Origin of the sequence: Neogemmobacter tilapiae, from assembly GCF_014652215.1 — a bacterium.
Lineage (GTDB): Bacteria > Pseudomonadota > Alphaproteobacteria > Rhodobacterales > Rhodobacteraceae > Neogemmobacter > Neogemmobacter tilapiae.
Window position 1 is genome coordinate 107,053 of record NZ_BMYJ01000005.1, and the last position, 18,935, is coordinate 125,987.

Annotated in this window: 22 protein-coding genes; 5 read left to right on the forward strand and 17 right to left on the reverse strand. The window is 60.6% G+C overall.

The features are described from left to right. The first annotated feature begins 26 nt into the window (after positions 1–26). Positions 27–641 (forward strand): glutathione S-transferase family protein, encoded by a 615-nt coding sequence (locus IE095_RS09250; protein WP_189411368.1) that lies wholly within the window; start codon positions 27–29, stop codon positions 639–641. 264 nt (positions 642–905) lie between these two features. Here IE095_RS09250 and IE095_RS09255 read toward each other — a convergent pair whose 3' ends face one another. The 7 genes from IE095_RS09255 to IE095_RS09285 all read right to left on the reverse strand — a co-directional run bounded on the left by IE095_RS09255 (position 906) and on the right by IE095_RS09285 (position 6,323). Further along, positions 906–1,697: a DUF3800 domain-containing protein gene (locus IE095_RS09255; protein WP_189411369.1), complete on the reverse strand. Its 792-nt coding sequence runs from the start codon at positions 1,695–1,697 to the stop codon at positions 906–908. A gap of 85 nt (positions 1,698–1,782) precedes the next feature. Continuing rightward, complete coding sequence (locus IE095_RS09260) at positions 1,783–2,397, reverse strand: hypothetical protein (protein ID WP_189411370.1); 615 nt, start codon at positions 2,395–2,397, stop codon at positions 1,783–1,785. Positions 2,398–2,414: 17 nt separating this feature from the next. After that, positions 2,415–3,089 carry a type VI secretion system-associated protein TagO gene (locus tag IE095_RS09265; protein ID WP_189411371.1) on the reverse strand — a complete coding sequence of 225 codons (675 nt, stop codon included), beginning with the start codon at positions 3,087–3,089 and terminating at the stop codon, positions 2,415–2,417. 45 nt (positions 3,090–3,134) lie between these two features. Continuing rightward, positions 3,135–3,977, reverse strand: coding sequence for a ParB/RepB/Spo0J family partition protein (locus tag IE095_RS09270; protein WP_189411372.1), 843 nt, complete (start codon positions 3,975–3,977; stop codon positions 3,135–3,137). A 53-nt stretch (positions 3,978–4,030) separates the two neighbouring features. Next, a complete protein-coding gene (locus IE095_RS09275) occupies positions 4,031–4,903 on the reverse strand; it encodes a DMT family transporter (protein WP_189411373.1) in 873 nt (290 codons plus the stop codon). Between the two features lie 8 nt (positions 4,904–4,911). Next, positions 4,912–5,268, reverse strand: a complete 357-nt coding sequence (locus IE095_RS09280) for a VOC family protein (RefSeq protein ID WP_189411374.1) — start codon at positions 5,266–5,268, stop codon at positions 4,912–4,914. Positions 5,269–5,327: 59 nt separating this feature from the next. Beyond that, complete coding sequence (locus IE095_RS09285) at positions 5,328–6,323, reverse strand: LLM class flavin-dependent oxidoreductase (protein WP_189411375.1); 996 nt, start codon at positions 6,321–6,323, stop codon at positions 5,328–5,330. A gap of 145 nt (positions 6,324–6,468) precedes the next feature. On the opposite strand from IE095_RS09285, the gene IE095_RS09290 reads away from it, so the two are divergent. Further along, entirely contained in the window at positions 6,469–6,888 is a 420-nt protein-coding gene (locus IE095_RS09290) for a hypothetical protein (protein ID WP_189411376.1), read from the forward strand. A 157-nt stretch (positions 6,889–7,045) separates the two neighbouring features. On the opposite strand, the gene IE095_RS09295 is transcribed toward IE095_RS09290, so the two are convergent. Both IE095_RS09295 and IE095_RS09300 read right to left on the reverse strand, forming a co-directional pair. Then, positions 7,046–7,333 (reverse strand): HU family DNA-binding protein, encoded by a 288-nt coding sequence (locus IE095_RS09295; RefSeq protein WP_189411377.1) that lies wholly within the window; start codon positions 7,331–7,333, stop codon positions 7,046–7,048. Positions 7,334–7,469: 136 nt separating this feature from the next. Next, positions 7,470–8,942, reverse strand: coding sequence for an AMP nucleosidase (locus IE095_RS09300; RefSeq protein WP_229804670.1), 1,473 nt, complete (start codon positions 8,940–8,942; stop codon positions 7,470–7,472). Between the two features lie 153 nt (positions 8,943–9,095). On the opposite strand from IE095_RS09300, the gene IE095_RS09305 reads away from it, so the two are divergent. Next, entirely contained in the window at positions 9,096–9,947 is an 852-nt protein-coding gene (locus IE095_RS09305) for an SDR family oxidoreductase (RefSeq protein WP_189411379.1), read from the forward strand. Here IE095_RS09305 and IE095_RS09310 read toward each other — a convergent pair. The 7 genes from IE095_RS09310 to IE095_RS09340 all read right to left on the reverse strand — a co-directional run bounded on the left by IE095_RS09310 (position 9,928) and on the right by IE095_RS09340 (position 15,791). Beyond that, a complete protein-coding gene (locus IE095_RS09310) occupies positions 9,928–10,395 on the reverse strand; it encodes a DUF2335 domain-containing protein (protein WP_189411380.1) in 468 nt (155 codons plus the stop codon). The two genes, IE095_RS09305 and IE095_RS09310, sit on opposite strands and share 20 nt — an antisense overlap. Positions 10,396–10,637: 242 nt before the next feature. Continuing rightward, positions 10,638–12,551, reverse strand: coding sequence for a 1-deoxy-D-xylulose-5-phosphate synthase (dxs, locus tag IE095_RS09315; protein ID WP_189411381.1), 1,914 nt, complete (start codon positions 12,549–12,551; stop codon positions 10,638–10,640). Positions 12,552–12,558: 7 nt separating this feature from the next. Further along, positions 12,559–13,404 (reverse strand): polyprenyl synthetase family protein, encoded by an 846-nt coding sequence (locus IE095_RS09320; RefSeq protein WP_229804672.1) that lies wholly within the window; start codon positions 13,402–13,404, stop codon positions 12,559–12,561. Beyond that, on the reverse strand, positions 13,401–13,640 hold the full coding sequence (locus IE095_RS09325) for an exodeoxyribonuclease VII small subunit (RefSeq protein ID WP_189411382.1): 240 nt from the start codon (positions 13,638–13,640) through the stop codon (positions 13,401–13,403). Before IE095_RS09325 ends, IE095_RS09320 begins: the two co-directional genes overlap by 4 nt. Continuing rightward, positions 13,640–14,563: a histone deacetylase family protein gene (locus IE095_RS09330; protein WP_189411588.1), complete on the reverse strand. Its 924-nt coding sequence runs from the start codon at positions 14,561–14,563 to the stop codon at positions 13,640–13,642. Before IE095_RS09330 ends, IE095_RS09325 begins: the two co-directional genes overlap by 1 nt. 35 nt (positions 14,564–14,598) lie before the next feature. Beyond that, complete coding sequence (locus IE095_RS09335) at positions 14,599–15,294, reverse strand: response regulator (protein WP_189411383.1); 696 nt, start codon at positions 15,292–15,294, stop codon at positions 14,599–14,601. After that, entirely contained in the window at positions 15,291–15,791 is a 501-nt protein-coding gene (locus IE095_RS09340) for a MarR family winged helix-turn-helix transcriptional regulator (RefSeq protein WP_189411384.1), read from the reverse strand. The genes IE095_RS09335 and IE095_RS09340 overlap by 4 nt, the downstream gene beginning before the upstream one ends. Positions 15,792–15,925: 134 nt before the next feature. Here IE095_RS09340 and IE095_RS09345 point away from each other — a divergent pair, with 134 nt between their 5' ends. Further along, a complete protein-coding gene (locus IE095_RS09345) occupies positions 15,926–17,647 on the forward strand; it encodes a M10 family metallopeptidase (protein WP_189411385.1) in 1,722 nt (573 codons plus the stop codon). Between the two features lie 115 nt (positions 17,648–17,762). Beyond that, on the forward strand, positions 17,763–18,629 hold the full coding sequence (locus IE095_RS09350; protein ID WP_189411386.1) for a branched-chain amino acid aminotransferase: 867 nt from the start codon (positions 17,763–17,765) through the stop codon (positions 18,627–18,629). Between the two features lie 33 nt (positions 18,630–18,662). Here the strand turns inward: IE095_RS09350 and IE095_RS09355 are convergent, their stop codons facing one another. After that, entirely contained in the window at positions 18,663–18,848 is a 186-nt protein-coding gene (locus IE095_RS09355) for a hypothetical protein (protein WP_189411387.1), read from the reverse strand. Positions 18,849–18,935: the final 87 nt, after the last annotated feature.

The window sequence follows — 18,935 nt, forward strand, 5'->3', positions numbered from 1 at the left end:
CATCCAACCGATGAAAGGAACATCCCATGCTCACGTTTTTCCATTCCCCGAATTCCCGGTCCACCGCCATTCTTTCGCTGATCGAAGAGATGGGGGTGCAGGACCGGGTGGAGCGCCGCCTGGTTTCCATTCCCCGCGTGGATGGGACGGGGAAGGTGGATCCCGCGAACCCGCATCCGGAGGGGAAGGTGCCTTGTCTGGTTCATGAAGGGCAGGTGATCACGGAGCGGGGGGCGATCATGATTCATCTGACGACGCTGTTTCCGGGCAAGCTGGCCCCCCAGGTGGGCACGCCGGAATGGGGGAAGTTCGTTTCCTGGATGAACTGGTATCAGGGGGTGATGGAACCGGTTCTGATTTGCAAGGCGGCCGGGATTGAACATCCCTATCTTTTTGCCGGGCTGCGGGGGCATGACGAGGTGGTCGCGCGGTTGCGGGCGGGGCTGGAGACGGGGCCTTGGATCATGGGGGAGGAATTCACGGCGGCGGATATTCTGCTGCATTCCCCCTATGCCTGGTTCCGGGATTTTACCCCGGATGAGCCGCTGATCGAGGATTGGGTGGCCCGCTGCATGGCTCGCCCGGCGCGGGAAAGGGCCTTGGAAAAAGAGACGGCCATGACCGCAAAGCTGGCCGCCTGAGACCCCACCCCCGGCCGCAAGGCCGGGGGTTTTCACGCGTGAAATGGGGGTTAAGGGGTTGATAGGGTTTATTTATTTGGTTTTTTGAATGTGTTTTGGGTGGATTCCTGCGGGGGGGGTGTATTCGCTAAGAAGTTTAGCAACGAAATATTGACCGTTGGAGCGTAAAGACCATATATAAAGGTAGGGTAGTCAAGCGCCGGGTTAAACCAGAGTGGTCGAGAGGCCGCAGGCGAGTGCGCAATCATGGTCCGGGGGGCTACCCTACCTAAACCTTTGAAATCCAAAAGCTTGCGATTGGGATAGCCCTGCCTGATCTAAAGGTGGCAGGGTTTTCAGGCCGTAGCTTAGGTAGTTCCCACCCTTATGATAGATGTTTCCAGCTATCTCATGCAGGTAGGAATGCTCAACATTTCCGTAGATATCCGGCTCCAGTGCAGCGGCAATAGCGCTGACGCCGCAGTCGGCTATCTGCAATGCTGCCAAGCGGGAGTGATCTTGAGCTGCGACAGCATCAATGTCGATTACAGGCCAGTGAATCTGAGTTTCAACTTTGTCTCTGAGAAGTTCGAGGTAGCCCTTGAAACCATCATAGCTTAGCCCACCACGCCGAGAGAATGTTATCTTTGCCATACCGTTACCCTCTTGCACGGTCGGCCTCATCTCGCGGCAAAACCATGAGACACGCTCAATCAAGAAACGCGTCAAATAGAAGTATAGTTGGTTTTTCTCAACAAACGTCGCAGCGTTTGGCGTATTCTTGAGTCCAAGAACACACGAAAATCTGAGTGGCTGCCCTGCAATGATCTGACAGGCGCGCCGCTTCTGATTGTGATTGAAATCCTTGAAGTGGATATCTCTTCGTTGACTATTGGGGCGACACTCTGCCTTAATGCGATCCCTGAGTGCAACCAGATCCAAGTCTCGATTTGCGCGAACAATACAAGCGCCAATGGCGAGCCATTGCGATGCCCCACCACCTACGCCAACTTGGCGAAAGTTTGCCATGCCGTCGTCGCCCGACTCATCTATATATACATTGAATGAGTGTGCCATAATGCATGGTAAGATTCGCACTGAAACAGTGTCAACCAAATTATCAAGACATTGCGCGGATGTCCACGATTACATCATGCGTCCATCACTTCACCGCACTCAAAACCCAACCTGGCACAAAGACATCGTTGTTCACACTAAGAGCTATATTCGTATCCCCGAGTAAATTTCCATTATAAATCGGTGCGACCCGTTCTCTCCCATCGTAATTAAGAAGTGCATTGTAAAACTCCCTCATCAGCACGATGGGATTCTCTCCTCCCTCTTGCTCAATAACGAAACGACATCCGATATTTTTGAGAACCACCTCATCAATCACAAAAATCCCACGCGAATCGTCAGCAAACACAATATTGCTGTGGTTACCTGACGAAACACGTCCGATCAGAAACGCTATTCTGGGTGCCACAGCCGCGCTAGAAGTTCCGGGAAATTCCGTGATATCGATCCAAAGATCAGCACCCTTTTCCTCCACTGACACTTTAACATTTTCCGCCCAACTTGGACCATCGTTTATGAAATCCTGCAAAGCAGTATTAGGAACCGAGTTTGGTGGTGTCAGGTCCAGTCTGCCTGACAAGAGGCTTGAACCGCAATCGGAAGCTTGCAGGGATGTTGCGATCGAAGCAATCGCAAGCAGCGACATCAGGGCAAGTTTTACTTTCATTTTCTTTTCCAGCGTTTTATATATAATTTTCACGGTATATATTTTTAAGGTCAAAGCTTTAACTGGCACACATCGAGAATGGGCAGTATCGCTTCGCTGATTCCATTTGTCTCAAAAACTGCCGTGATTGGGCTTGAGTTATATGGTGTTGTTTGAGTTACAAAGCTTTCATTTTTAATCATTTCCTTTAAATGCTTAAGTGAATCCTGGGCAAAGGTCGCTTTTTGATCGGTGCTAGTATACCAGCGTTCTGTTCTCGCCGTTCCTTCCCCATGCCGGACAACTATGTTTTTCCAATTGTCACCAAAGTCACCATCAGAAGCGAGGTATTCATTCCAAACCACAAACATTTCAAATGTCTTCGATTGACATCTTAGAAGCAGCATTATCGGCTGACCAAATCCGCTCTGCCCTTGCGATGCTGGCAAAGCCAAGACTACAGTTTCTGTATCGTCAATCGGATTCTTGGTGCGTTCAACTTGCCATTTTCCGACATCACCAACCAACTTTTCAACTGGCTGCGGACCATCAACGCCGATGTTCGACGCAAGGCCATCAAAACAAGTCAATCGTTCAAGATCACCTTTGATTGCTGCACACTGCGCCATCGCAGTCTTTGTTGTGTCAACCTCAGCAACCGCAGAGGAGCCAACAATACATGATAAAGTGGCCAATCGCCTCAGCAAAACACTTCTCCTTAGTTGCGCGAGCAAGAAGTATTCCATCTAAGGTTTGCGGCAACAGTAAGACGCATGCGCGTTTTTCCCCCCTCACACCCCCACCAAACGCTCGATCTCGTCCATCACCCGGTCCATCAGCATCGATTTGGCGTCGGCCCCTGTGAAGTGGAGGCACCAGCCGGTCGTGGTTTTCTCTCGTCTCACCGTCAGTTTGGGGCGGCAGGTGAGGAGGCGGCGGGGGCGGCCTTTGCGGGCCTGAAACGGCGTGGGGTCGCGGAGGGCGGATTCGGCTTCATCGAGGATCGGCAGGAGGCGGGCCCATTGGGTGTCGGCGGTGGTGTCGTCATGCTCGGTCAGGGCGGTGAGGATCAGGGGGAGGAAATCGGGGCGGAGGGCGTGGGAAAGGCGGGTGAGCTGGCGGAGGGAATAGGTTTGGGGGTCGTGAAGGAGGCCGTCAAGTTCGGTGGCGACAAGGGCGAGGTGGCGGAGGCGGGTGCGGGCGGGGGAATTGGCAAGGGGGTGAAGGGCGTCGATGGCGGCGTCGAGGTTGGGGAAAAGGGCTTCGGCAAGGGTGTTGGCGAGGATGCGGCCTTTCTCCCACGGGGAGATTTGGGCGCGAACCTCATTCTCGGCGATCATGAGGGCGAGGGCGTGGGGGAGGCTCTGGGGGGCGAGGATGAGGCAGGGGGCGGTGGGGTTGGGGTCTTGGTGGAGGTGGGCGAGGTTTGAAAGGGCGGTGAGGCGGCGGAAGCCGGAGATGAGGCCGTGGGTGAAAGGGGGGCGGGGGGTGGAGAGGGGCCAGACCTCGATGGGCAGGCGGAGGCCGTTCTGGGCGATGTCGGACTGGAGGTGGGAAAGGAGGGTGGGGTCGAGGTGGGTGCGGTCGCGGGGAAGGGCGTAGGGGTCGATGGCGGCGAGGGGGAGGTGGAGCATGATGGGCCCTTTGGGAAAAGGGCAAGGGTGGGGGGTGTTGGGTGAAGGGGAGGTTAAGCGGGGGGGCGGCGGGTCTGGACGAGGTAGATGCCGAGCATGACGACAAGGACGCCCGCGATGTCGAGGGGGCGGATGGGTTCGGAGAGGAGGGCGTGGGCGATGAGGACGCCGAAGAAGGGGTTGAGGAAGTGGAAGGTGGCGGCGCGGACGGGGCCGATGCGGAGGACGAGGGCGAACCAGATGAGGGTGGCAAGAAGGCCGGGGATGAGGGCTTGGTAAAGGAAGGCAGCGATCCAGGGGAGGGAGAGGTGGATGATGGGGTCTTCGGTGAGGAGGGAGAGGGGGAGAAGGGTGAGGGCGCCGGTGAGCATCTGAAAGCCGACGACGGGTAAAAGGGTCTGGGGGGTGGAGGCGCCTTTGACGAGGAGGGTGGCGAGGCCAAGGGCAAGGGCGGCGAGAAGGCAGAGGAGGATGGGGGTAAGGGGGGCGCCTTGGGTGAGGCGGGTGGTCATGATGAGGGTGGTGCCGAGGAAGCCGAGGACAAGGCCAAGGGTGGCGAGGGGGGTGATGGTCTGGCGGAAGAAGAGAAGGCCAAGGGTGGCGACAAGAAGGGGCATGGTGGAGGCGATGATGGCGGCGAGGGAGGCCTCAATCGACTGCATGGCGTGGAAATTGAGGCCAAGGTAGAGGGCGTTCTGGCAGAGGCCGAAGATAAGGGTGGCGCGCCATTGGTGGGGGGTAAGGCGGAAGGATTGTTTGAAGAGGGGGGCGAGGGCAAGGGCGAGAAGGCCGGAGAGGGCGAAGCGGAGGGTGAGGGACAATAGGGGCGGGGCGTCGGCGACGATGATGCGGGCGGTGGCAAAGGCAGAGGACCACATGAGGGCGAAGGCGAGGCCCATGGCGAGGGATTTGAGGTCGAGTTTCATTTGGGCTTTCAGGTGGGGGGCTGCCAGAGTTCGATAGGATTGCCCTCGGGGTCGTGAATGCGGGCGAACTGGCCGATTTGGGGGTCGGCGTCCCATTCGGGGCGGGTTTCGACGGGGATCTGGGCGGCGGTGAGTTGGGCGATGAGGGTTTGAAGGTCATCGACGCGGAGGTTGATCATGTGTTGGCGGTCAGGGGGGAAATAGTCGGTGTTGGCGCGGAAGGGGGCAAAGACGGTGGGGCCGGATTGCTGGTGCCAGGTGCCTTGGGTCATGTCGATGCCAAGGTGGCGGTGATACCAATGGGCGAGGGCCTCGGGGTCCGCCGCCCGAAAGAAGATGCCGCCGATGCCGGTTGCCTTGGCCATGGGTTCCCCTGCGTTCGGGGGGAGCATAGGGGAATGGATGGGGCGGGGCCAGAGCGGGTTTATGCTTTGGTCAGGTCGCGCAACACCCCCGCCGCAATCTCAAACGACCGTAGCCGCGCTGTGTGGTCGTGGATCATGCCGGTGACGATCAGCTCGTCGGGTTGGTGGGTGTCGAGGATAGCTTTCAACCTCGTGCGGATGGTCGTGGGCGATCCGGTGGCGGAGCAGGAGAGGGCGTCGTTGACTTGGGCCATCACCTGCGGCGGGATTTCCTGTTCGGGATTGGCCACCGGGGCGGGCAGTTTGCCGGGCTGGCCGGTGCGCAGGCGGGCGAAGGCGAGGAGTTGCGATGTGCGCAGGAATTCGGCCTGTTCATCGGTGTCCGCCGCGCAGACCCCGGCGGCGATCATCACATGGGGGGCGTCCAGCACCTCGGACGGGCGGAAGGTGCGGCGGTAGGTGTCGAGTGCTTCCTCCAAGTGTGTCGGGGCGAAATGCGAGGCAAAGGCATAGGGCAGGCCGAAATAGGCGGCCAGTTGCGCGCCATAAAGGCTGGAGCCGAGGATCCAGACCGGAACCTTGGTGCCGGTGCCGGGAATGGCTTGAACGGCCGCACCCTCGGGCCGGTCGCTGAAATAATGCATCAATTCCTGCACATCCTGCGGGAAGCTGTCTTCCGGGGCCATATGGCGGCGCAGGGCACGGGCGGTGGCCATGTCGGTGCCGGGGGCGCGGCCAAGGCCAAGGTCGATGCGGCCGGGGTAAAGCGTGGCCAAGGTGCCAAACTGTTCGGCAATGACCAAGGGCGCATGGTTCGGCAGCATCACCCCCCCTGCCCCGATGCGCATGGTTTTGGTGGCCGCCGCGATATGGCCCATGACGATCGAGGTGGCGGCAGAGGCGATGCCGGGCATGTTGTGATGTTCGGCCAGCCAATAGCGGTGATAGCCCCAGCGTTCCGCCGCTTGGGCCAGTTCAACGGAATGGGCAAGGGCATGGGCGGCGGTCTGGCCCTCGGGGATGGGGCAAAGGTCGAGGAGTGAGAAATGCTGCATGGGGGCCTCCGGGCGTGGAGGGTAGGTAGGGGTTGGGGGGAGGAGTTCCAAGGGGGGCTTGTGGGGAAGAAATTTGTGCAGCGGCCAGTCGCGCTTTGTGGTTAAAGTTCTGCAATAAGAACACTGCATCTTTGAGTGCGAGAACATGCCAAGCAAAATAAACAGGTTTCTGCTTTCAATCGAGATTTCGATCTTCCCACCAATCGCCAGAATCTCGCCATATACAACAGTTCGTTTGTCAGAACGGCTTGAGTTGAGCACATTTTTTAGAAAATCCGGAAGACCGCGACTTTATATGATTGATAGAATTCGTGGCCGTGCGGACAGCCTTCATGGCCGCCCGGATACAGGAGCGTATATATTTTTTCCTCCGCCAAAGCCAGATTTTCGAAAAATGCTCTCGTTGGACACTTATTCCAAGCCCGAAGATTTCCTTGGCTACAGATGGATTTGGTTACCAAGAAAAGGTGAAATGGCGTTGTTGGCTATGGATGATTTTAGCTTTTACCTGAGGGTGGATGAGGCTCGGACGCTTGAAAGGCTACTTTTTAGTTCTGAAGAGTAGGGTGTATGCTTGCACGCACCGCTGACCAAGATCATTTTTGGTGCGTGCAAGCACTCACCCTCCCCATTTTATTTCGAATAATATTTTAACAGCCCACGCCCCAACGAAAAAGGGCCGCCCCAAGGCGACCCTCCATCTTCCAACGCAAACCGACCAATCAGCCGTTCACGACGTCTTTCAGGGCTTTCGCGATGGCGAATTTCACCTGTTTGTCGGCGGCTTTCTTCATCTGCTCGCCGGTGGCCGGGTTGCGGACCATACGCTCGGGGCGGGCTTTGCACTGGACTTTGCCCAGGCCCGGCACGGTGACGGCGCCGCCAGCGGCGACTTCACGGGCCACGACAGCGGCCAGCGCGTCCAGCGCGGCGGTTGCGGTTTTCTTGTCAGCGCCCATAGCTTCGGCCACAGCAGCCACCAGCTGGGTCTTGGTCATCGCGTTCGACATGTCCTGTTCCTTATCGTTGTTGTTTGCCTGACTGGCAGATCTTTGGCAGCCACGATTTGGGCTTGTTCACTGGCTACACAGTGTTTTTCGGGATAAATCAAGCCCCGTGCCGTTGCGGCAGGGGGTTTTCGCGCATTTAGAGGAAGGCTGTTTCCTCAAAACTGCGGAGTTTGCGGCTGTGGATGCGCTCGACCGGGGTGTCACGCAAGAGTTCCATGGCGCGGATGCCGATCTGCAGATGGCGGGCGACCTGCGTCTTGTAGAAGTCGGAGGCCATGCCGGGGAGTTTGAGTTCCCCGTGCAGGGGTTTGTCGGAGACGCAGAGGAGGGTGCCGTAGGGGACGCGGAAGCGGAAGCCGTTGGCGGCGATGGTGGCACTTTCCATGTCGAGCGCGATGGCGCGGGATTGGGAAAGGCGCTGGACGGGGCCGGATTGGTCGCGAAGCTCCCAATTGCGGTTGTCGATGGTGGCGACGGTGCCGGTGCGCATGATGCGTTTGAGTTCGTAGCCTTCGAGCTGGGTGACTTCCTCAACGGCATCTTCCAGCGCGATCTGGATTTCGGCGAGGGCGGGGATGGGCACCCAGACGGGAAGATCGTCATCCAGAACGTGGTCTTCACGCAGATAGGCATGGGCGAGGCAGAAATCACCAAGGGATTGGCTGTTCCGCAGGCCGGCGCAATGGCCGACCATGAGCCAGGCATGGGGGCGCAGAACGGCGATATGGTCGGTGGCGGTCTTGGCGTTGGAAGGGCCGACGCCGATGTTGACCAAGGTGATGCCTTGGCCGTCGGGGCGTTTCAGATGGTAGGTGGGCATCTGGGGCATTTTGGTGATGACGGGTAAAGCGGCATCATGGGTGGTGATCAGGTGATTGCCGGGGGCAACAAAGGCGGAATAGCCGCTGTCAGGGTCGGCCAAGGCGGCGCGGGCGATGGTTTCGAATTCATCGACGTAGAACTGGTAGTTGGTGAAGAGAACATGGTTCTGGAAATGGGCGGGGTCGGTGGCGGTGTAATGGGACAGGCGGGAAAGGGAATAATCGACGCGCTGGGCGGTGAAGGGGGCCAAGGGGGCGGAACCATCGGGGTGGAAGCGGCGGGTGCCGTTGACGATGTCATCATTGGTGGTGGCAAGGTCAGGGACATCAAAGACATCACGAAGGGTGAAATCCAGATTGCTGTCCTGGGGGACGGTGATGGAGGTGCCTGCCATGGCGAAATGGAGGGGGATGGGGGTGTCGGAGAGGCCGATGGTGACGGGAACGTCATGGTTGCGGATCAGAAGGTCGATCTGCTGGGTGAGATAGTTGTTGAACAGATCGGGGCGGGTGACGGTGGTGGAATAGCTGCCGGGGCCCGCGACATGGCCAAAGGAAAGACGGCTGTCGATCTTGTCATGGCTTTGGACGGTAAGGCGGATTTCGGGGTAATAGGCGCGGATGCGCTTGGCGGGGCGGCCGTGCTGGAGGGCCTGTTCAAAGTGATGGGCGAGATGGGCTGTGGCCGCGTTGTAAAGTTCGACAAGCCGGGCCACGGCCTTTGCGGGGTCGGTGAAGGTTTGGGCGGGGGAAAGTTCGGGCAGAAGGTAAAGCGGATCGGTGGTCACGGGGTTAGGCCTTTGCTGAATGATTGCCCAACATGCACCTTTGAAGGGCATCGGATCAAGCCCCGGCTTTGGCATGTTGGGGCAACAGGGGCGTGACATGGCGGCGTGACATGGGGTCTTGCGGTGGCGGCATGGGGCGGGGATAGTCGGGGGATGAGAAAAACCCTGCTTTCCCTTGGCCATGGCTATACGGCCCAAGCCCTTGCCCGGCGGCTGTTGCCGTTGGGCTGGACAGTGATCGGCACGTCACGTTCGGCAGAACAGGTGGCGACGCTGGAAGGGCCGGGGGTGGAGATGTTGCTGTGGCCGGGGTCGGACTTGCGCGATGCGGTGGCGCGGGCGAGCCATGTGCTGGTGTCGATGGCACCGGGGGCAGAGGGCGATCCGGTTCTGACAGGGGTGCCGGGGTTGTTCGAGGGAGCCGCGCCGGACTGGGTGGGGTATCTTTCGACGACGGTGGTTTATGGGGATCATCAGGGGGGATGGGTGTCGGAGGAGACGCCCGCAACACCGGGGAACGCGCGGGGGCGGCAAAGGGTTCTGGCCGAGGAGCAATGGCGGGCGACGGGTCTGCCGGTGCATATTTTCAGGCTGGCGGGGATCTATGGGCCGGGGCGGGGACCGTTCGAAAAGGTGCGGGACGGAACGGCGCGGCGGGTGATCAAACCGGGCCAAGTGTTCAGCCGGGCGCATGTGGAGGATATTGCGCAGGTGCTGGAAGCGTCGATGATGCAGCCACGGCCAGGGGCGATTTACAACGTCTGTGATGACGACCCTGCCCCGCCGCAGGATGTGATTGCGCTGGCCGCGGAACTGCTGGGCCTGCCGCTGCCGCCTGCGGTGCCGATTGAGGATGCGAATCTGACACCGATGGGGGCGAGTTTTTACAGCGAGAACAAGCGGGTGCGGAACGACCGGATCAAGACAGAGCTGGGGGTGCGGTTGTTGTATCCGACCTATCGGGAAGGGTTGGTGGGGTTGTTGGCTAATCCCGATCCGCTTTGAAAGCGGTTACAAGGGAGCGTGCGACACTTAGGACCGGAACGCCCACCATGGCGACGCTGACTTGCCAAGGTGCGCCCAGCCAGACGGTCAAGGCAGCCCCTGCAAGAGCCGTCAAAGAGATCGCGGCCCCCAGCCATTGCCCGCGTGTCGCGGCTTGTTGATTGGCCGGAACGATTTGACTTTCCAGATTGATCCGATGCGCCTGTTCCAGTTCGGCCATGCGCAGAATCCGTTCAGGCGCGTCATGGACCACTTCGCCGAATTTCGCGAAATCCTCGGGTCGCGGCAAAGCGCCCGACCAAGCGCGCTCGGCATACATTTCGACCAGTTCATGATTGCCGTCTGGCGAAGTGCGCGACTCGCGCTGGGCGAGGCGTTCAGTCTGGTGCGCGTCCGGTGAGGTCTTTGCCGGTTTGGCGACGGAACTCTGCTCTGGCTCTTTCGACATCGTCCCTCAACGCATCTCTGTCCAACCGAAGTCCTTCAAGGCGCGACCGAGTTGGGCGCACCATATCAACAACAAAAACATCGTTCGACGAAGCCGCGCCACGCAGAAGGCCGCGCAGGAAACCAGAATCCCGAAGCTCATAGGACAACTTACGCATTCTTGCCTCCATTCTTCATGCCTATAACATAGGAACGATCTTGGCAAATTTTGGTTCAAGACAGTAAAGATCGGGTGAACGGAAGCTAAGCCCTTTTCCCCACCACCGCGACGCCAAGCACTTCCAGCACTTTCGCCTCGATCTGGGGGGCGTTCATGCCGGCCACCGCATACATCTTTTCGGGGTTGGCTTGGTCGATGAAGGTGTCGGGCAGGACCATCGAACGGAACTTGAACCCCCGGTCAAACACCCCTTCATCGGCCAACAGTTGGGCGACGTGGGAGCCGAAGCCGCCGATGGCGCCTTCCTCAATCGTGATCAGCGCCTCGTGGTCGTGGGCGAGGGACAGGATCAGGTCGCGATCTAGGGGTTTCGCAAAACGGGCGTCGGCGATCGTGGGGGTGATGCCACGGGCGGCGAGGGCATCGGCGGCCTTTTGCACCTCGGCCAGCCTTGTGCCAAAGGACAGAAGCGCCACACGGCCGCCCTGGCGGATCATGCGGCCTTTGCCGATTTCCAAGGGAATGCCGCGTTCGGGCATGTCGCAACCGACGCCTTCACCACGGGGATAGCGGAAGGCGATGGGGCCGTCGTCGTGGGCAACAGCGGTGGCAACCATGTGGACCAAATCCGCCTCATCCGCGGCGGCCATGACGACCATGCCGGGCAGGTTCGCAAGGAAAGCCACGTCAAAGGCCCCGGCATGGGTGGCCCCATCGGCCCCGACAAGCCCGGCGCGGTCGATGGCGAAACGGACGGGCAGGCGCTGGATGGCGACGTCATGGACGACCTGATCGTAGCCGCGTTGCAGGAAGGTGGAATAGATAGTGCAAAAGGGTTTCATCCCGCCTGCGGCCAAACCCGCCGCAAAGGTGACGGCGTGTTGTTCGGCAATGCCCACGTCAAAGCAGCGGCTGGGGAAGCGTTCGGCGAACAGGTTCAGCCCGGTGCCATCGGGCATGGCAGCGGTGACGGCGACGATTTTATCATCGCGGGCGGCTTCGGTCACGAGGGCCTGAGCAAAGACCTTGGTATAGCTGGGCGCGTTGGAGGCGGCCTTGGCCTGCGCGCCGGTCAGCACATCAAACTTGCCCGTGGCGTGGCCCTTGTCGGCGGCTGCCTCGGCCGGGGCATAGCCTTTGCCCTTCTTGGTGATGACATGCAGCAGCATCGGCCCGGTGGCCCGCGCCTTGACGGTGCGGAGCAGGGGGAGAAGCTGGTCAAGGTCATGGCCATCGACGGGGCCGACATAGGAAAAGCCCAGTTCTTCAAACAGGGTGCCGCCGACGGTCATGCCTTTCAGCATTTCCTTGGCGCGGCGGGCACCTTCCTGAAAGGGTTCGGGCAGAAAGCTGACAGCGCCTTTCAGCCCGGCCTTGATGTCTTGGAAAGGGCCTTCGGAATAGAGTTTCGACAGATAGGTCGAGAGCGCACCGACGGGCGGGGCGATGGACATTTCGTTGTCGTTCAGAATGACGAACAGGCGCTTGCCCAAGTGGCCCGCGTTGTTCATCGCCTCGAACGCCATGCCCGCGCTCATCGAACCGTCGCCGATGACGGCAATGGCATCGCCCGGATCGCCGCCCAGATCGCGGGCCGCGGCAAAGCCCAGCGCGGCGCTGATCGAGGTGGAGGAATGGGCGGCGCCAAAGGGGTCAAAAGGGCTTTCGCTGCGCTTGGTAAAACCGGACAGGCCGCCCTCGGTGCGGAGGGTGCGGATGCGGTCGCGGCGGCCGGTCAGGATTTTATGGGGATAGCATTGGTGGCCGACATCCCAGATCAGCTTGTCGCGGGGGGTGTCAAAGACGGCGTGGATGGCGACGGTCAGTTCAACAACGCCAAGACCTGCGCCCAGATGGCCGCCGGTGACGGAGACGGCGGAAATGGTTTCGGCGCGGAGTTCGTCGGCCAGTTGGCGAAGCTCGCGGTCGGACAGGCGTTTCAGATCGGCGGGCAGATGCACGCGGTCGAGAAGAGGGGTTTTTGGTCGGTCGGTCATGCCTGCCTCACTGATCCCGCGCAATCACAAAACGGGCGGCGGCCCGCAGATCCTCGGCCTTGTCGCCATAGGGGGCCAAGGCGGTGCAGGCCTGATCGAGCAGCGCTTGCGCCTTGGCGCGGGCGGCGTCAAGGCCCAGCAGGGAAACGAAGGTGGCCTTGCCCGCTGCGGCATCCTTGCCGACGCGTTTGCCGGTGGTGGCGGTGTCGCCGGTGACATCAAGGATATCGTCGGCAATCTGGAAGGCGAGGCCAAGGGCCTGGGCGTAATCGGTCAGGGGCTGGGGGTCGTCGCCCGCGATCACGGGGCCTGCGGTGGCGGCCCATGTGATCAGGGCACCCGTCTTGCCCGCTTGGAGCGTGGTGATTTCGTCAAGGGTAAGGGGTTGGGGGGCGGTTTCGGCGGCGATGTCGAGGGCCTGGCCCAGCACCATGCCCCTTGCGCCTGCGGCGCGGGCGAGGCCGGTGATCAGGGGGAGGCTGCCCGCTTTCGCGGCGAGTTCGAAGGCGAGGGTTTGCAGGGCATCGCCCGCCAGAATGGCGGTTGCCTCATCCCATTTCACATGGACGGTGGGCTGGCCCCGCCGCAGATCGTCGTCGTCCATCGCGGGGAGGTCGTCGTGGATCAGGCTGTAGGCATGCATCGCCTCGATCGCAGCGGCAGCATCCATGGCGGGGGGAAGGTCGTGCAGACGGGCGCTTTCCAGCACGAGAAAACCGCGCAGGCCTTTGCCGCCACGGACGGCATAGCGCATGGCTTGCACCACGGGCTGATCGCCCATGTCGGCCATCGCGGCAAGCAGGTGGCTTTCGACCAAAGCCGCCCGCGCGGCCAGAAGTTCGGGAAAGGTCACAGCCCCTCAGCCGGGGTGGTGCCCACCGCCCGACCCTCTTGCGCGCGGATCAGTTCGACCTTTTCCTCGGCCTTGGCCAGAAGCCCGGCGCAATGCGCTTTCAATGCGGCCCCGCGTTCATACAGGGCAATCGAGGCCTCAAGCGCCACATCGCCGCGTTCCAACTGGCCCACGACGGTTTCCAGCGCGGCCATCGCCTCTTCAAAGCTCAGTTCCGAAACGGGTTTGTCCGCCATCATTCCACCTTTGTCATCGCGCCCACATGGGCGGCCACTGCTTCGGTCAGCGCTTGCAGGTCATAGCCGCCTTCCAGCACGGAAACCACCCTGCCCCCGGCGGTTTCATCGGCAATCTGCACCAGTTCTTCGGTCAGCCAGCGATAGTCTGCTGTCGTCCAGGCGAGTTCCGCCAAAGGATCACGTTCATGTGCATCAAAACCCGCCGAGATGAGCAGAAGTTGCGGAGAATAGGCGCGCAGGGCGGGGAAGACCTGCTGTTGATAAGCCGCGCGCATGGCGGCGCCGTCGCTGTTGGGACGAAGGGGGATGTTTATGATCTGGCCATGCGCGCCCTTTTGATTGGTCTCGCCCGTGCCCGGCCAAAGCGGCATTTGCTGGCTGGTGACAAACAGGCAGCGGGGTTCCTCCCACAGAATATCTTGGGTGCCGTTGCCGTGATGCACATCGAAATCGACGATGGCGACGCGTTTCAGCCCGTGATGATCCAGCGCCCGCAGCGCCGCGATGGCGACATTGCCGAAAAGGCAAAAGCCCATGGATTTGTTGCGCTCGGCGTGATGCCCCGGCGGGCGAGTGGCGACAAAGGCGCGGCGGGCTTCCCCAGCAAGGACGGCATCGACGGCGGCGCAAGCGCCCCCAACGGCGCGCAGGGCGGCATTCAGCGTGCCGGGCGACATCCAAGTGTCGGCATCCATCTGCACGCGGTCTGTTTCGGGGGCGGCGTCACGCACCTTGGCGACATAATCGGGGTCATGGGCGCGCAAAACATCGTCCCAATTGCCCAAGGGACATTCGCGTCGGGTGAAGGCCAAGCCCGACAAGCCCTGTTCGACGGCATGAAGACGTTCGACACGTTCCGGGTGGCCTTTCGGCGTGTCGTGCAAAAGCCCATCCGGGTGACTGAAAACCAGCACGGAAATCCCTTTCATCCTGCTTTAATAGCGTCTTTGCCGTCTTAGTCCGGCTGCAACATATAGCCCGCGCCGCGCACGGTTTGCAGATAGCGCGGCTGTTTCGGATCGGCCTCGATCTTGCGCCGAAGCCGGGTGATCTGCACATCGACGGCCCGCACATCGGGGGCGGCATCCACGCCTTCGCCCGCCAGCCGTTCGCGGGCCACCGGCTCTCCGGGTTTCGCGGCAAAGATCCGCATCAACTGGGCCTCGGTCGCGGTCAAGCGCACTGGATCGCCGCCGCGCCACAATTCGCCCCGTTCCACGTCATAGCGCACGGGCCCCAGATGCAGCATCTTGGGGCGGGCCTCGGCCACGCCTGCGGCAGGCAGACGCCGCAGGATCGCCCCCACGCGCAGCAGCAGTTCCTTGGGCTCAAAGGGTTTCACCAGATAATCATCAGCCCCAGCCTCCAGCCCCTCAATCCGGTTTGCAGCCTCGCCCCTTGCGGTCAACATCAGGATGGGCGTTGTCATGCGCGCCCGAAGATCGCGGGCCAGCGAAATGCCGTCTTCGCCGGGCATCATGACGTCCAGCACGATCAGATCAAATTCCAACCCCGCCAGCAGACGCCGCGCCTGCGCCGCATCGCGGGCGATGGTGACAAGAAAGCCGTTGCGCATCAGATATTTCTGCAACAAGCCCCGGATACGGTCGTCGTCATCGACGACCAGCAGATGTGCCTGCGGTTCCATCAAGATCCCCCGTCCTTGAGGCTTTGATACTGCCGCCTTTGTTCGCCGTCCATCATCGCCTCAAGCACCTGTCGAAAGCCTGCCACCGCCTGCGGTCCGGCCGCACGGTAGGCGGCGCGCATGCGGGCGCGTTGGGCGTCGGAGAGTTCGCGTTCCAGCGCCACACCGGCAGGGGTCAGATGCAGATGGCGTTCGCGCTTGTCGCGTTTGCCGACGCGCTGTTCCACCAGCCCCTGTTCGACAAGGGCACGCAAGACACGGTTCAGGCTTTGCTTTGTCACCCCTAGAATCGCCAACAAGTTCGACACGGTGGTTCCGGGCGAGCGGTGGATGAAATGCACGGCACGGTGATGCGCGCGGCCAAAGTCGCGCTTTTCCAGAATGCGGTCAGGGTCGGCGGTAAAGCCGCGATAGGCGAAGAACATCGCCTCCACCCCTTTGCGAAGCTGTTCGTCGGTCAGGTAAAGCAGGTTTTCCCCGCCGGTCTTGCTGTCGGCCATCACACCCTCCGGTTCGGGGCATGATAGGGCAGCAAAGCTGACGCGCCAAGCGGGGGAAATGCACGGGATGTTTCAGGAATTCTGGGCACAAGATTGCGGGGCTGCTAGGAAGGGGCAAGGCAGAGAGGTGCAAGATGTATTCAAGTGAAAGCGGCCTGGGGCGGGATGCGGCGGGGCATAAGGGCACCCAGTTGAAAATTGGCTTGGATCAGGTTGGGTCGGGCCGGATTGGCGGAGGCAGCGATATCGATTGGTTCGCCGTCGATCTGGTGGCAGGGCAGACCTATAGTTTCGCGCTGGTCGGAACGGGGGCCAACAGTCTGAGCGATGGAAAGCTGGTGCTGCATGGGGTGAATGGCTTTACGCCGTTGCGTCAGAACGACAATGGTTTGCAACATGGGGATGCGATCATCACCTTTACCGCGACGACATCCGGGAGGCATTATTTGCAGGTGTCCGGGGTTGAGGGGGCGACGGGCGGCTATAGTCTGACGGCCCATCAGGGTAAGAAAGCTTGGATGGACGGTGAGATGATCGCGGGGACGCTGGACAGCGATTATCAATGGTCTGCGACAAATCTGACCTATGGTTTCCGGGCCAGCATCGGGGCGAATGGCGAAGCGAGCTATTTCGCATTCAGCGAGGCGCAGAAGCTGGCGACAAGGGCCATCATGGCGCAGACATCGGACATTTGCGGATTGACCTTTACCGAAGTTAATCCGGGCGGGTTGACCGACAATGCGACGCTGCTGTTGGCAAACTATGACGAAGATGATGGGACGGGAGGCTATGGTTGGTATCCGGGTTCGACTGCGAGCAGCAGTGTGGCGGGGGATATGTGGATCAATGGTGGAGCTGATGGGGGGCCTATCCGGTCGGGGACTTGGGATTGGACCGTGATCCAGCATGAGTTGGGGCACAATCTGGGTCTGTCGCATCCAGGGGATTATGCGGCGGGGGTGGGGCAGAACATCACCTACGAAAACAGCGCGCAGTTCGTGCAGGATACGGAACAGTATTCGGTGATGAGCTACTTCGGCGCACCGAACGCCGGGGGGGCTAATCTGGGCGCGGATACCTGGATGCTGGCGGATGTGATCGCGTTGCAGAAGATCTATGGGGCGAACAAGACGACGCGGACGGGGGATGATGTCTATGGCTTTGGGTCAACGGCGGGGCCGGTGTTTGATTTTGCAGTGAACGATGATCCGATGCTGACCATCTGGGATGCCGGGGGGCGGGACCGGCTGGACCTGTCGGATTATGCCGGTGGGGATCAGGTGATAGATCTGCGGGCGGGGGGCTATTCCAGCGTGATGGGCTATAAGCAGAATGTTGCCATCGTGCCGGGTGCGGTGATCGAGGATGCGGTGGGTGGCCAGGTGGGCGACCGGATGACAGGGAATGGGGTGGGCAACCAGCTGGAAGGAAATGCGGGCTGGGATGTGCTGATCGGGTTGGGCGGAGCGGATCGGTTGGAAGGGGGAATCGGTCGGGATCGGCTGATCGGGGGCAAAGGGGCGGATGTGCTGGACGGCGGGGCCGATGGGGTGCGGGATGTCTTTGTGTTTCAGCACCTGTCGGACAGCCGGGCGAAGGGGCCCTTGGACCGGGTTGAGGGGTTTGAGGCGGGGATGGATGTGATCGACTTGCGGGGGGTCGATGCGGACAGTGGGCGGGTGGGCAACCAGATGTTCGGGCGCTTGCAGGATCAGGCGGAGAGGCATGGCCTGTGGACGAAGGCAACGGCGCAGGGGCTGATGCTTTTGGGTGATGTGAACGGGGATCGGAAAGCGGATTTTGCAGTGCTGCTGGTGGGGCATGAAGATCTGCGAGGGGCGGACCTTTTGCGGTAGTGATAGGGCAGTGTTGTTGACACTCCTGTCGCGGCCTGTTACCGAATGCCCGCTTTTTGCGCAAGATTATGTCCGAAGCGGACTTTTCTTGCGCAACATTTGAAAGGATAAGGCAATGGCGGGTTACGATGATCGCGACGGCAAAATCTGGCTGGATGGCAAGCTGGTCGAATGGCGGGATGCCAATGTCCATATCCTGACCCATGCCTTGCACTATGCGTCTTCGGTGTTTGAGGGCGAACGTTGCTACAACGGCAAGATTTTCAAATCGAGCGAGCATTCGGCGCGGCTGCGGCGGTCGGGTGAACTGCTGGATATGGAAGTGCCCTATAGCGTGGAGCAGATCAACGCAGCGAAAGAGGCGGTGCTGGCGGCGAATGGGCTGACGGATGCCTATATCCGCGCGATTGCTTTCCGCGGGGCGGGGGAAGATATGGGCGTGGCGAGCCTGAACAACCCGGTGCGGCTGGCGGTGGCTTGCTGGACATGGGGCAGCTATTACGGCGATGCGAAGTTCAAAGGGGCTAAGCTGGACATTGCGAAATGGAAGCGGCCCTCGCCCGAAACCATTCCGTCCGAGGCGAAAGCCGCCGGTCTGTATATGATCTGCACGATGTCAAAACATGCGGCGCAGGCGAAGGGTTGTTCCGATGCGATGATGTTCGACTATCGCGGCTATGTGGCCGAAGCGACGGGGGCGAACATCTTCTTCGTGAAGGATGGGGAAGTGCATACGCCGAAGGCGGATTGCTTCCTGAACGGGCTGACGCGGCAGACGGTGATCGGGATGCTGCGGGACATGCAGATCAAGGTGCATGAACGGCATATCCTGCCGGAAGAGCTGGAAGGGTTTGAGCAGTGCTGGCTGACGGGCACGGCGGCAGAAGTGACGCCGGTGGGGCAGATCGGCGACTATAACTTTGAGGTCGGCGAGCTGACGAAGCGGGTTTCGACGGAATACGAAAAGCTGGTGCGCGCTTAAGGCGTTGCCCCGGCCTTTGGGCCGGGGCTGTTCTTAGGCGGTGCGGCCACGCGCAATGCGGGCATATTCCGGCACGCGGCGGTCATGATTGGCGGTGGCGGGGCGCTGTTTCATCAGCGGCAGCCACCGATGCGGGCGTTCAGGGCGCGCCGCCTGCCAGAAATGGCGTAAACCTTCTTCCTGTTTGGGATGTTCGTGATCGGTCAGATGTTTTTGCATCATAGCCTCCTCTCGCATGAGGATAGCCTAGCCGAAAACCAGTGATTCCGCGACTGTTTCCTGTTGGAATGGCAAGGTGCCGCCGAC